The organism is Verrucomicrobiales bacterium, from assembly GCA_016793885.1.
Lineage (GTDB): Bacteria > Verrucomicrobiota > Verrucomicrobiia > Limisphaerales > UBA11320 > UBA11320.
Window position 1 is genome coordinate 43,132 of the sequence record JAEUHE010000079.1, and the last position, 13,688, is coordinate 56,819.

Annotated in this window: 12 protein-coding genes; 4 read left to right on the forward strand and 8 right to left on the reverse strand. The window is 61.0% G+C overall.

Annotated elements, in window-relative coordinates:
- Positions 1–383 precede the first annotated feature (383 nt).
- The gene (locus JNN07_09440; protein ID MBL9167951.1) at positions 384–740 is read right to left on the reverse strand and encodes a hypothetical protein; all 357 of its coding nucleotides are present in this window, start codon (positions 738–740) and stop codon (positions 384–386) included.
- 36 nt (positions 741–776) lie between these two features.
- On the reverse strand, positions 777–2,072 hold the full coding sequence (locus JNN07_09445; protein MBL9167952.1) for a Gfo/Idh/MocA family oxidoreductase: 1,296 nt from the start codon (positions 2,070–2,072) through the stop codon (positions 777–779).
- A 246-nt stretch (positions 2,073–2,318) separates the two neighbouring features.
- On the opposite strand from JNN07_09445, the gene JNN07_09450 reads away from it, so the two are divergent.
- Positions 2,319–3,557, forward strand: coding sequence for a class I SAM-dependent methyltransferase (locus tag JNN07_09450; GenBank protein ID MBL9167953.1), 1,239 nt, complete (start codon positions 2,319–2,321; stop codon positions 3,555–3,557).
- A gap of 357 nt (positions 3,558–3,914) precedes the next feature.
- Here JNN07_09450 and miaA read toward each other — a convergent pair whose 3' ends face one another.
- The 5 genes from miaA to JNN07_09475 all read right to left on the reverse strand — a co-directional run bounded on the left by miaA (position 3,915) and on the right by JNN07_09475 (position 8,044).
- A complete protein-coding gene (gene miaA / locus JNN07_09455; protein ID MBL9167954.1) occupies positions 3,915–4,871 on the reverse strand; it encodes a tRNA (adenosine(37)-N6)-dimethylallyltransferase MiaA in 957 nt (318 codons plus the stop codon).
- 3 nt (positions 4,872–4,874) lie between these two features.
- Complete coding sequence (gene lgt / locus JNN07_09460; protein ID MBL9167955.1) at positions 4,875–5,672, reverse strand: prolipoprotein diacylglyceryl transferase; 798 nt, start codon at positions 5,670–5,672, stop codon at positions 4,875–4,877.
- A 179-nt stretch (positions 5,673–5,851) separates the two neighbouring features.
- Entirely contained in the window at positions 5,852–6,859 is a 1,008-nt protein-coding gene (locus JNN07_09465; protein MBL9167956.1) for a DUF3106 domain-containing protein, read from the reverse strand.
- A 14-nt stretch (positions 6,860–6,873) separates the two neighbouring features.
- Positions 6,874–7,374, reverse strand: coding sequence for a hypothetical protein (locus tag JNN07_09470; protein MBL9167957.1), 501 nt, complete (start codon positions 7,372–7,374; stop codon positions 6,874–6,876).
- Positions 7,375–7,438: 64 nt separating this feature from the next.
- Positions 7,439–8,044 carry a sigma-70 family RNA polymerase sigma factor gene (locus JNN07_09475; GenBank protein ID MBL9167958.1) on the reverse strand — a complete coding sequence of 202 codons (606 nt, stop codon included), beginning with the start codon at positions 8,042–8,044 and terminating at the stop codon, positions 7,439–7,441.
- Positions 8,045–8,214: 170 nt separating this feature from the next.
- Here JNN07_09475 and JNN07_09480 point away from each other — a divergent pair, with 170 nt between their 5' ends.
- Both JNN07_09480 and JNN07_09485 read left to right on the forward strand, forming a co-directional pair.
- Positions 8,215–9,678 (forward strand): response regulator, encoded by a 1,464-nt coding sequence (locus JNN07_09480; GenBank protein MBL9167959.1) that lies wholly within the window; start codon positions 8,215–8,217, stop codon positions 9,676–9,678.
- Positions 9,668–11,023, forward strand: coding sequence for a response regulator (locus JNN07_09485; protein MBL9167960.1), 1,356 nt, complete (start codon positions 9,668–9,670; stop codon positions 11,021–11,023). Before JNN07_09480 ends, JNN07_09485 begins: the two co-directional genes overlap by 11 nt.
- A 5-nt stretch (positions 11,024–11,028) precedes the next feature.
- Here JNN07_09485 and JNN07_09490 read toward each other — a convergent pair whose 3' ends face one another.
- The gene (locus tag JNN07_09490; protein ID MBL9167961.1) at positions 11,029–12,495 is read right to left on the reverse strand and encodes a PQQ-dependent sugar dehydrogenase; all 1,467 of its coding nucleotides are present in this window, start codon (positions 12,493–12,495) and stop codon (positions 11,029–11,031) included.
- Between the two features lie 98 nt (positions 12,496–12,593).
- Between JNN07_09490 and JNN07_09495 the strand changes: the two genes are divergently transcribed.
- Entirely contained in the window at positions 12,594–13,682 is a 1,089-nt protein-coding gene (locus JNN07_09495) for a ribose-phosphate pyrophosphokinase (GenBank protein ID MBL9167962.1), read from the forward strand.
- Positions 13,683–13,688 lie beyond the last annotated feature (6 nt).

Sequence of the window (13,688 nt, forward strand, 5' to 3'; positions counted from 1 at the left end):
CGGGGGTGCTGGCACCCCCGGAATCGTTAACAATACGGAGCATCGCGCAGCGATGCCACCGGTTTTCGAAGCCTGCCTCACCCCCTGCTCAAGGAACCTGATCCGTTCGTCCGTCCACTGGGGGGCTGGTAAACCGGGGGTGCGAGCACCCCGGCTAAATCTCTTTGAACCCTGCGGGTTCGAGCCCTGCCGATAAAGCGAGAAACGCCGCCCTTGCTCAGCTTGTCTAGCCCCCATTTTGGAGGTAAAGATGAGGAAATGTCTCCGCACTCCATAGATCTCCCCCGCACGCAGTGCCTTCTAGCAGCAACCACCGCCGACGCGATGCGCTGATCTTTCCACACCTCAAAACAGCCATCCCAGCACGCCGGCGGTGGTTGCTGCTAGCCAGACTTCTTGATCTTGCGCTGCGCCTGCCAGAAGACACAGAGCGGACAGCTTTCGCCGGCTGGATAGTCAATGCCCTCCTCATGAGGGCAGCCCATGATCTCCTCGGCGATGGTCGAATGAGTGACACCGTGACTCTTGACCCACTCCACTATCTCGCGGGTGATGCCTGGATCCTCACGAACATCGATGCCGTTGAACAGCCACCGCCGCATTGCGGACGGACGATCCTGGGGCCGCTGGAAAATGGCCGCGACGACTTTGGTAGCGAAACGATCATCCGCACCATAGAAGGCGATCGAAGCATGTGGATACGGAGCAGCATCGGCCGCTGAGGGCTTTGGTTTGGGCATACTTCAGTTGGTAAATCGAACCCCGCTGCCTGGCTACTAAACCCACCAACCCGGTCGATAGCTGTGCTGAACATACTCGCTGGCCTCGGGAAGATTGCTCGCCACCATCTTGCGAGCGTTCCAGACCAGCTTACGGTCGGTGCGGTAGGCAACGTTGCCCAAGAGTAGGGCCTCGGTCATGGGCGCGGCAAACTCGAAGTGACCGGAAGTTTGCGAAAGGGAACGGCAGGCATCCAGCCACTCGCACAGCCGGCTCCGACGATTTCCCGGCGAAACTTCAGCGGACAGATTCCGAGCAGGTTGCCCGGTCAGCAGCAGCCAGGCCGCACCCGGATTCACGAACAAGTCGCCCGCCGAACCGCTGAACACCAGTCCTTCCGAAGCTCCCGCGATGCGTGGATCGGTGAAGTGCTCCGGACGAGCTGTCCCATGATGCCAGGTGACCTGCACCGGCGGCAGTGGCTCCTTCAGCTCATAGGTCCACCGGGAACGCAGCCAGGACGGCGGATGCTTAAGGTGCAGGGCCGCGCCCGTGGCCTCGACCCGGGCCGGAGCCTCCAAGCCCAACCCTCGGTGAATCAGAGCAAAATAGGGGCTTCCCGCTTCCGCCAGAGTGCCACCGCCAAAAGTCCACCAATGCCGCCATCGACCGGGCAGATAATCCGCACAATACGGCACCGGATACTGCGGTCCCAACCAAAGGTCGTAATCCAAATGACGGGGCACCGGCGGCTGCTCTGCGCTCCTCAACAGCTCGCCGTGACTCCGGTGCGTCCACGCATGAACGCTCGTCACCGGCCCCAGTTCCCCGCTGCGAAGGACTTCAAGAACGCGGTCCTCCGTGGCCGGGCTGTTCACCGAGCCGCCCAGCTGGGTCACTCGTTTCCGACGACGGGCCAACTGCGCCAACATCCGTGCCTCGGAGACGGTGTGGGAAAGCGGATCGGCGCAAAAGACGTGCAGTCCGGCCTGCAATGACCAGGCCGCCACGATAGCGTGACTGTGATCCGGGGTGGCGATGATCACGGCATCCAACGGCTCGCGATCAATCATCCGGCGGAAGTCGGCGTAGACCGCCGCTTTGGGAAACTGTCGCGAGGCGGCGTCGAGAGCCAGGGTGTCGACATCGCACAGCGCAACGACGTTTTCCGGGATGCACTCTTCGAGGTGGCTGCGTCCGTATTCCGCAACTCCAACCACCGCGACGTTCAATCGGTCGTTGGCGGATCGGGGTCGGGGGGACGGGCGGCTGCGCCAGCCGGTCAGGCAAAGGGTTCCCGCCGTGAGGCAAGCGGACTGCAAGAATTGCCGACGAGAGCTGTGAAACTTCATCACGAATAGCTAAGGTTGAAGAGCCTCGGGTGGCTCAGTTTCTGCCGTCGCACCCTCCTGAAGTGCTTGTCTCCGAGGTCTCGAGCGGCGCCCGGGAAAGTCCTGTGCTGACCAGTCAGAGCACCGCCAACCAGACCGATTCGGGGAGAACTCCTTTTCTCAGGACCTGTTTAGAAAGTTGTGTGCCACCAAAACCCTCCTCTTTTTTTCTTACCCTCCCGCCTCACACCTGCGCATGCTAGCGCAGTGCAACCAGAAGCCGTCCCCCAAGCCCCTCAGCCACCACGCCTCCGACTCCGTGTCACGTCGGCAGCGGAGAACCGCATTCGTTCAGGCCATCCGTGGCTGTTCAGCGACAGTATCCGCGAGGTCAACCGCGAGGGAGTCACCGGAGATCTGGCTGTCATTTTTGATCGGCAGGATCGCTTCCTGGCCATCGGCCTCTTCGACGCCGACTCCCCCATCCGACTCCGAGTCCTGCAAACCCTGTCCCGCGAGCCCATCGCCGCCCCCTGGTGGAAGGCCCGCCTTCAGGCGTCAGCCGATCGAAGGAAATCCTTGTTCGACGCCTCGACCAATGGCTACCGCTGCCTACACGGGGAGAACGATGGCCTGCCCGGTCTGGTCATCGACCGCTATGATCAGACGCTGGTGATGAAGATCTACACCGCCAGCTGGCTTCCTCATCTTCCGACCCTGATCCCCCTCATTCGGGAGGTTCTGCCGTCCGAACGACTGGTCTTCCGCACGAGCCGCAACATTCAGGCGGTGGCTTCGAAGGCCGGGTTCAAGGAAGGTGACTTGCTCTACGGCCCTGCCCTGCTGGGCCCCGTCCCGTTTCGGGAAACGGGCATCGCCTTCGAGGCGGATGTTATCAAAGGCCAGAAAACCGGGTTCTTTCTGGATCAACGGGAGAATCGTCGCTGGGTGGAGACCGTCGCACGTGGACGAAAAGTGCTCAACGCATTCAGTTTCAGCGGCGGCTTTTCGCTCTACGCCGCCCGCGGCGGCGCCACCGGCGTCACCAACCTGGATATCAGCGCCCACGCGCTCGCGGCCGCTGCGCGAAACTTCGAGTTGAACGCCTCGCAACCTCAGATTCGGAATTGTCCGCACGAAGCAGTCCAGGCCGACGCATTTGAATGGTTGGCGTCGTCCACCAAGTCCCACTTCGATCTGGTGATCTTGGATCCGCCATCGTTAGCCAAGCGAGAACTGGAACGACAAGGCGCCATTCAAGCCTACCGTCGACTAGCTCGGTTGGGATGGAACCAGTTGCGTCCTCATGGCATTTTGGCCGCAGCCTCCTGCTCGGGCCACGTCACGGCTGAAGAATTCTTCCAAGCGACGCGTCTGGGCATTGTGGACGCCGGTGGCCAGGCCGAAGAAATCCATCACGCCCAGCATCCTCCCGATCACCCGGCCGGCTTCCCCGAGGCCCACTACCTCAAGTGCATCGCCTTCCGCGCCGCATCACGGCGGTAGAAACCCCTGTTCAGGGACGGAGCACTCTGGTGTTCTCTCAAGTGATCTGTAGGGAGCCCGAACCCGCAGGGTTCACAGATCATAGCCGGGGGTGCTGGCACCCCCGGAACTGTTAGAAATATCCAGCATCGCGCAGTGATGCCACCGTCTCCAGAAGCCTGCGTGCCCGCGGACTCGTCCCCACCGGACGTGAGTCCGGCTTTGAACCTCATTTATGTTAGAGAATGACGTAGGAAACCCCGCGACAGGCTGCTAGATATTTTTCCCGCGGAGAAAAGCCGATCCGCTCAGAGTTCCCGGGGTGGCTCCGCTCTGCGCCGTTCGACTCATCACTCCTCGCTCCTCACTCGTCACTCCTCACTCGTCCCCTAACACGCGACGCCCAATCTGCTCGACCGTCGCCTCAGGTTCAACCGGTATCGGACGAGCGGCGGCATGTTTGCGAAACCAGGTTCCCTGACGCTTGGCGTACTGGCGCGTACGAATCTCGATGCGCTCCAAACACTGCTCCAGAGAAAGCAGGCCCCGCAGGTGCTGGGCGATTTCGTGATATCCGATCGCCTGCATGGCAAACGGGTTACGCTCCAATCCCGCTGCCAACGCTCGCCGCGTCTCCTCCACCCACCCGGCCTGAATCATGGCCCGCACACGCTGGTGAATGCGCGCGCGCAGATCGGCGGCCCCTCGGGTTAGATAGTAGAATCCAGGGACGGGCGGGCGCGCCATCGAGGCGTCCGTCCAGGCGGCCTGCTGCTCTGAAAACGGCTTGCCGCTGATGCGGATCACCTCCAACGCGCGGACCACCCGACGCGGGTTGCAGCGGTCGATCCGTTGATAGGCGACCGGATCCCGCTGCTGTAGCTCAAGCAGGAGGGTTTCCAGCGGAGTACGGTTGAGTTCCTCCCGGACCGCCGGGTCCGATGCCGGAGCCTCACTCACCCCCTCAAACCACGTTTTGAAATAAAGCCCGGTGCCCCCGCAGAAAATCGGGAGCCGCCCCCGGCTCTGGATCTCTTCCACCGCCTGGCCAGCAAGCTTGCGAAACCGAGCGGCGTCGAACGAGCCCGAGAGGTCCTCGACATCGATCAAGTGATGACGGATGCGCTCGCGCTCCGCAGCAGTCGGCTTGGCAGTGCCGATATCCAGGCCCCGATACACCTGCATGGAGTCCACCGAAACAATCTCTCCACCCAAACGCTCAGCAAGCCAGAGTGCCACGGCGGACTTGCCGGTGCCAGTCGGGGCGGCCAGATAGAGAATTTCCGGCAGCTCCGATCCGGCCCTGGAAGCAGGCTTAGGATGACGTGGATCCATCGTTCAACGCGAGGCGGAGGCCGGGGTCGGCGGCGCGACTCGGGAGAGCCGACGAGGGAGAAACCGATACAGCACCACCCCCACCGCCAAAATTCCGACGCTCAGAAGCTGCGCTGGGGTGAGGATCCCTCCGATGTAGCGCTGCGGATAGTCCCCGCGAAAGAGCTCGGTCAGTGATCGAGCGATGGGATACAGGATCAGCCACAGGGCAAAAATCTGGCCATCGAAGCGCTTGTGTCGATAGGCGTATTCCAGTCCCCCATAGACGGCGAGATTGATCAACGAGTCGTAGATCTGAGTGGGATGGACGGAGGTGCCGAAGGTGGGGTGATCGGATGGAAAATGAATCCCCCAGGGCAGCGAGCACGCCTTGCCGTAGCAACAACCGGTCATGAGGCAGCCGATTCGACCAAATGCGCTACCCAGCGAGATGCTGGGGGCTAACATATCCGCCAGCCTCCACAACGGTTCCCGCTTCAGCCAGCAATAGAGGATCACGGCCAAACACGAACCGATAAAGCCGCCGTAAAACACCAGCCCGCCTTGGCGGATGTTGAGAACCGCCAGCCACGATTTGGACGCGAACTCTTCCTCCCAATAGGAGGTGACGTAAAGGGTCCTGGCTCCGATCAGGGCCCCGAGCAAGATCCACAACCCCACATCATAGGCCTTGTCCGGAGCGAAGCGATCGAGCAGACCGCGACGGCTCGCCGTCCAGAGCCCCATCAGGCATCCGAGTCCGACGAAGACTCCGTACCAGTGAATGGTGAACGAGCCGAGTTCAAGAGCGATTTTGTGCACGTGGGATTCAAACTAGGGAGAGAACGTTGGAAGTTCAATCCGAACCCGTGGCCCGGCCCGGGAACGAGTCAGCGAGTCCAGAAGTCAGCAGGAAGGCTCTCACACTGATTTCCAACCATATGTCGCGACCTTCCCACCCGATCTCCAAACCAGGCCTCACTGACTCTTTCCCCGAAGCCTCATCGCGTCGCGGCATACCCATGGCCGGGCTGTGGCAACGCCCCTGTCTTCGTCCCTGAAGCGGAACGGGGCTGAGGGAGCGGCGGCGGCTTAGGCACGGATGCCGACAGCTTCCGCCACACCTCACGCTCCGATTCCGACATCTTTTTCCAGCGTTCCCACGCCTGCAGCAGCCGCGCCTGCTCAGCCGGTTCCAGCTGGGCATAACGCTGCCATCCCGCGAGGCACTGTTCACGCTCCTGATGCGAGAGCTGGCGCAGCCCCTCGACGAGCCGGGCGGTCGGAACACGATTGGATTCCGCGACCGCGGCTACCACCCGTTGCTGATCCCGAACACTCATCTCGAACATCTGTCGAGCCCCACGCCAGGCCTGTTCGCGCTCGGCTGAGCTCATGGACCTCCAATGGGCCAGCGCCTGCTCGCGGCTGGTACGCTCGGCGGGAGGAACCGAGTTGAGCAGATCCTTGCGCTGATCCTCGCTGGCGCTTTCGTAGCGGGTCAACCACCGGAAGGTGGCCTCGCGCTCACGCACGCTCCTTTGAATTTCAACCGGGAGCAGATTCCAGAGCCGAAGCCGCTCCTCGCACAGCGGGCGATATTCCACTGGAACTTGGGTCAACCAGGCCGCTCTCACCGCCACAGGCGCATTCATCAACAGATTCATGAGGTGATGAAACTCCAGAGCACGCAGCTTGGCCTCACGATCCGCGTCGGACAGCAACCGATATTCCTGGAGCTTGTGCTGGATCACGGCGCGACTCGCCGCCGGCCGTGCTTCCAGAAGCCGGACCTGCTCGTCGGCCGAGGCAGTCAGCAGGACACGAAAGAAGCGCACTGGAGAGTTGGTGGGAAAGGGTAAGGCCCCCGACAGCTGAGCCGTTCGGGTATCCACGACCGCTGGCGGAAGCGCTGGCGCGGCAGCCGACAACGTCGACGTGAGCGCACAGACTCCGGCAGTCCGAACCAACCAACCTGCCCACCGAGAATATGAGGAAAGGAAAGACATAACTTAGACGAGTTCTATTGAAGGGCCGCTAGCAACTCGACATCCACGGAGCTCGGGGTCTCCACCAATAACTTCAAGGTGTCGAGTTCCTGAAGCATCTCCGGGTCCGGGATGGATGCCGCCTTAAAGACCTGCTGCACCTCCGCGGCCACCTGAGTACGCTGACGGGTCTGATACCGTTGCCATCCAGACAAACCCACCGTCAAGACGAGGGCTGCCACCGCAAACCGAGGAATCCAGGCACGCCAGTCCCGAAGAGAGGCCGTGGCGGCCACCGGACGCCGCGAGGCCGCCTCTTGGCGATCGATCTCCCTCCAAACCTGGGACATGAAGTGGGAGGGCACCGGCACATCCGGCAGGCTCACCACGCCCCGCGCCGCCTGCAGTTCCAACTCCACCTCAGCCCGCCGGTCCGGGTGCTGGGAACACCACCCCTCAATTTCCCCCCGCTCAGCACGGGTCAGCGGCCGACGCCATGCCGCTTCCATCAGTTCTTGGAGTTCATGTTCATTCATACGGATACCTCTCGATAAAAAACCAGGCCGGAGCCAAAGTTGCGACGGATGAGTGGGAGCCCCCTCATTTGACCCTCCAATCCCCGGTTCGCAAATAGGGCTTGAGCCTTTGTTTCAGGGTCTCACGACCCCGGAAAATGATAGATTTGGTGGCGGAGAGGGTGATCCCGAGAATCTGTGCCATCTGCTCGTAGGACAGTTCATCCTCCCGACACAATAGCAGGGCGGTCCGCTGGGTTTCCGGAAGGTCGCGGATCGCCTCCTCCACTTTGTCGGCCAATTCCACGGAACTCAAATGATCCGGAGCCGAAGGTGCTTTGGGGTCCGCGTACTGGGGGGCCGGTTGATCGTCCCCAGGACGGTCGGAGGTGTCCAAAGAATCGGCGGGGTGGCGTGACCTTCGGCGGATCTCGTTCAAGCACAGGTTCCGCGCAATGGTGAACAGCCAAGTGGTGAACCGGGCCGATGCCTCGTAGCGAGCAGCCGATTTCCATACCTGCACAAAGGTCTGTTGCGCAATGTCCTCCGCCTCCGCTTCGTCCCGAAGTGTGCGGGCAACGAAGTTGAGGACCGGCTGCCGGTATTTGGTTACCAGCGCCTCAAAAGCCTCCCGATCCCCCTCCCTGACTTGAACCATCAGGGTGGCGTCCGAGTCGTAACAGTCAGCCATGACTTGCACCATCCTACCGAACACCGGACCCGAAACAAGGTTGCGGAAAGACTTTTGCGACGGCCCGGCAGCCGTAAATCCACAGAAGTCGGCTCAAGCGGCGCGAGATCCAGCCGATCAAACCGCATGTCCTTTGATGGGACACCGACCGACGCGAACACGACTAAGAGATGGAGACTACTGCTGTCATACTTGTGGTGGATGATGAGCCCGCCAACCAAAGGCTGCTCCAAGGTATCCTTCGCTCGGAGGGCTATCAGATCGAGATGGCATCCAACGGGATCGAAGGGCTAGAGCGCGCCCGTGCCATCCGTCCCGATGTCATGCTCCTCGACGTCATGATGCCGCAAATGGACGGATTCGAGGTCTGCCATCACGTCCGACGCGACCCTTCCCTCAGTCAAATGCCCATCATCATGATCACCGCCATGGATGATCGGGACGGCCGGACGCGAGCCATCGAGGCAGGTGCCGATGACCTGCTGACCAAACCGGTGGATCGTTTTGAAGTGCGCATGCGGGTCCGAAGCATCGCCCGGTTGAATCGCTTTCGGCGTTTCCAGGAAGAGCGCCACAAGTTTGAGAAGATTGCCGAACTGTCACGCGATGGCTATGTGCTGGTCAACGAGGCCGGACTCGTAGTCTATGGCAATCCCGAGGCACGGAGGATACTACGATTGCCGGCCGAACAGTCGGCGGGCCAGGAGCCGCGCTTTTTGGAATGCTTGCAGGCAGTCTTTGCCTCCGACCCCGAGCACGCCAATGTTCCATGGCAATCGGCGCTGGATCCGAACCGCACGGCACCCTTCCGGGTGGTCCAGCCCGAAACGGACCAGGGCAATGCCTTCTGGCTGCAGGTAGACGTACTTCCTTCCGGCACCACCAAGCTGGACGGCGTTCTTCTCCGCCTTTCCGATGCCAGCACCCAAATGACCCTGCAGCGCGACCTGTGGAAATTCCACACCCAGCTGGCGCACAAATTTCGCACGCCACTGGTCGGGCTGGTGGGGTCACTCGACCTGCTCGCCAGCGACGGGACGCTCATGGAGAAACCCGAATCGCGGGAGCTCCTGGAAATTTCAAAGCTGTGCGTGAGCCAACTGCAGGAGCATGTCGAAGACGTGTTGCAATTTTTGGAAGCCCCGTCCTTGGGACGGCAGGGCGAGAAATTCAAGGTCGGTGACGTTCCAGACCTCGTCCGCCATGTCGCCCAGCAAGCCAGTGTCGCGGAGGTCACCATCGACATCCCCTCCGAGCTGGAAGAGAAGGAGGTTTGCCTGTCGCAGGCAGCGCTGGAACTGTCCCTCGCCGAGCTTTTTCAGAATGCCAAAAAGTTCCATCCCCGGCAGACCCCACGGCTGGAGGTGTCGCTTCGGGCCTTGAACTCGTCGCGACTGGTGCTCCGGGTGACCGACGATGGACAGGCGTTGCCGCCAGACCGCTTAAGCAAGGTCTGGATCCCCTACTACCAGAGCGAGAAGTTGCCCACCGGAGAAGTGGCCGGAATGGGCCTGGGTCTCTCGACGGTTGCCGCCATCATGCGAGAGCAGGGAGGCACCTGCCGGCTGCAGAATCGCCAGGATGGCCCGGGGGTCACGGTGGAAATTCAGATGAATGTTGCGTATGACAAATAACGCGAGCAAAGTTTTAATTGCAGACGACGAGCCGCCCAATCGCGAACTCCTCCGCGCCCTCCTGTCACCCCAGGGTTACGAGCTCTTCTTCGCAGTGAACGGAGCGGACGCGGTGGAGAAAGCCATCCAAGTCCGGCCCGACCTCATCCTTCTGGACGTGATGATGCCGGAGTTGAACGGCTGGGAAGCGTGCCTCAAAATACGCAGCTATCCGGAGCTGGCAGAGATTCCTATCGTCATGATCACCGCCCTCGACGATCGGACCTCACGGCTGCGCGGCCTGGACGCGGGAGCAGACGATTTCTTGACCAAACCGTTCGATCGCGAGGAATTGACGGTCCGGGTTCGCGGGATCACGCGCATGAACCGCTACCGCCTCCTGACGCAGGAACGGGAGAAGTTCGAGCAGATCATCTATCTCGCTCCGGACGCGATTCTCATTGTCGACTGGCAGGCCAAGGTCCGGTTGGCCAACCGTGCTGCGCAGCTGCTGCTCACCGGGGCGGAGACCAAAACCCTGCCCAGCCAGACACTCATACAGCTGCTGGCACCTGGAGAAGCGACCCGTCTCAGCGACCCGCTAGGCGAACTGTTTGCCGGTGGATCAGAGCGGCTGCTGTTGGAGACAGAGTTGCTGAGTGCCGAGGGTAAACCGATCCCGGTGTCGGTGTCGGCCCGCTACTTTCCCTGGGATTCACAACCGGCGGTCCAGCTGAACATCCGCGAAAAGCCGGCCGCGGCCAATTCTCCAGATCGAGCGCGGGAAGCCGCTGGGCAGGCACGTCAACTGGCTTGTTCCTTTGCACGCGAGGTGGAACACCTGCTCCAGCCGTCCGCATCCCAAACCGCCCCGCCCACGCAACCTTCCTGGCGCAACTGCATGCAACAAATCGGACAGTTATGCCAGCAGCTCCAGGCTCTGTCGCAAGAAGCGGAGTCCAAGCCGCAGCGCTCCACACAGGGCCCCGAAACGGTGCTGCTGGCAGTCCCGTCCGAATCCTGGCGAGCCTTGGCGACCGCCGTCTTGTCGGAGGCCGGTTTCACTGTCAGATCCGCCAGCGACCCCGCCAACGCGGTGGCGATCCTGACCTCGGGGGGCCCTCGAGCGGATCTGGTGATTGTGGATCAGGAATGGATCCCGGAATCGGAACCGCTGGTGGCAGGGGCTTCGAACCTGGCTGCTCCCAACTGGATTGTGCTAAGCCGCGAACCCCAGCCATTGCTTCCGAGCTGGCTTTCCGCCCGCGCGCCAGAAACCCTTACATTGCCCGTGTCGGGAGCACTGCTTCAGCAGACGTTGCTCAACCTCCATCCAGGCCGCGATGAGCGGGCGAAGGCAGCCTAGGCCGCTCACCGGCTGGCGTGGATAGCGTCGGCGTGGTATTCGATGCGCACGATCTGGGTGTCCTTGTTGCTGCCCCAGGCGGTGCCGTATTCGATCAGGTACAGGCATCCGTCGGCCCCCAGCTCCATATCCATCGGGCGCTTGAAACTCATCTTGGGACAAAAGCGCTCCATGCGAAGCTTGCCGTCCGGCCCCTTGGCCACGTTCCCCTTCTCGTCGAGATACACCGCCGTGATCCAGTTGCGCGACCACTCATAGATGAAGAGCGTTCGATCAAATTCCTCGGGCAGCTTATGGGGCGATTTTAAATTCTTGTCGAAGTAATAGACCGGCCCGGCCATCGCGGTCCGCCCGCCCCCTGCGTTCAGCACCGGGAACTTCGCCGATTGGCCCGGAGGATAGGAAATCCAAGCCGGTTGGGCGGGAGGAAGCTCCTCGATCCCGGTGTTGTTCGGAGAACGGTTGATGGGTTTGGCGGCCTCGAATCGAAAATCGTTGGTTTTCTTGACGAAGTCCCAATGCCAATAGCTGCGGTTCTCGCCGACAAAATAAGGCCAGCCAAAGAATCCGGCCGCGCGGGCCTGATTCACTTCATCGTGACCGGCCGGTCCCCGCGATTCATTGGCACCACCCGCGTCCGGTCCGACATCTCCCCAGTAAAGATAGCCCGTGCGCTGATCCACCTGGATTCGAAATGGGTTGCGACATCCCATGACGTAGATTTCCGGCCGGGTCTTGGGAGTGCCGGGCGGGAACAGATTCCCGGAAGGGATCGTGTAGCCACCCTCCGCCTTCGGAGTGATGCGAACAATCTTGCCGCGCAGATCGTTCGCGTTCGATGCCGACTTCTGAGCGTCCCAAGGGGACCGCCCGGGACGTTCATCCACCGGCGCAAAGCCGTCGGATTCGAACGGATTGGTATTATCCCCGATCGACATGTACAGATTCCCGCTGGCGTCGAACGCGAGCGAGCCACCCACATGACAGCACTGCTCCCGCTGCGTTGGGACGTCGATGATTGGCGTTTCCGAAGCCGGATCAAGAGCCTCTCCCCGGAGTACGAACCGCGAGACCCGGATCAGGCCGGCTTTGCTTCCGGGCGTGGTGCTGGTGTGCTCGGGCAGCGATCGGTTCAGATAAACCCAGCCATTGGACAAGAAATTCGGATCGAGCGTCATGCCGAGCAAGCCATCCTCCAGGCCGCGGAAGACTCCGAATTTTCCGATGACCACCGTTTCCTGATTGGCCGGCTTCCACATTTTGACCAACCCGTCACGCTCCACCCAAAACACACGTCCGTCCTTGGCCACGGACAGCTCCATCGGGTCGATGATCGTATCCTGGACCTCTCCTCCCGCCGCGGGGGGGCGATCCGAATCCAAAATGACTTTACGGAAGGCCCCGTCGGATTGGGGGCCAGACGGCGCAGGTGCCGGAGCATCGGCAGCCACGCAGACCAGAGGAAAGCGCATCCCGACGGCCAAAGCCAGGGACGCGAACGTGAGGCGAACGAAAGGTTTATTCATCAAGCACAGTTTGGACTGGGGAGCAGGGAAGAAATTCAAAGCGGATGGCTGAGTCATTGACGAGGAAACCACATCAATCCCAACACTTTCTCAGTTTGGCCTTGCAGCGACTTGTTTCGTTGTTAGATTCGCCGCTCTTTCTGCCCCCGGCAGCACCGGGCAACAAACAAATCGGTACTCGATCAATCGTGAAAGTCTTTAGCGGTAACTCGAATCTGCCTTTGGCCCGCGCGATCGCGGCGTCCATTGGGGTCGAACTCGGCCGATCCACGGTCAACACTTTCCCCGATGGGGAGACGTTCGTGAAGATCGAAGAGAACGTGCGTGGCGAAGATGTGTTCGTGGTGCAATCGACCAGCCCGCCCACGAATCACCATCTCATGGAGATGTTCATCATGATTGATGCGCTCCGTCGTGCCAGCGCCTCACGAATCACCGCCGTGGTGCCGTTTTATGGCTATGCCCGGCAGGACCGGAAAGACCAGCCGCGAGTGCCGATTACAGCGAAACTCGTCGCCAACCTGATGGTGGCGGCCGGGACACACCGCGTCCTGGCCATGGATCTTCATGCCCAACAGATCCAAGGCTTTTTCGATATCCCGGTTGACCACCTGTATGCCGCGCCGGTGATTTACGAGTATCTCAAGACCCAGAATCTTAAGGACTTAGTGGTAGTGAGCCCGGATGTCGGGGGACTGAAGATGGCCTATGCTTACTCACAAGCCCTTGAGGCCGAGCTAGCTATCGTTGCCAAGCGCCGAAAAAACCCGCATGAAGTGGAATCCACGGCCATTATCGGCGACGTGGCGGGCAAGAACGTTCTCATGGTTGATGATTTGACCGAAACCGCCGGCACCCTCTCCAGTGCCACCGAACTTTTGCGCAAGAGTGGAGCCAAGGAAATCCGCGCTTGTGTCACCCATGCGCTGCTGGGCGACCTGGGAATTGAACGGTTACGAAAATCAAAGATTGACGAACTGATAACGACTGATACCGTCTCTCGCCCTCCGATAGACGGGGTTAAGATCACCACGTTATCGGTTGCTGGACTGTTAGGCGAGGCAATCAAACGAATTAACAGCAATTCGTCAGTGACCTCGCTGTTTGAGTTTAAGGGTGGGCGAACCAGCTGATGCTGG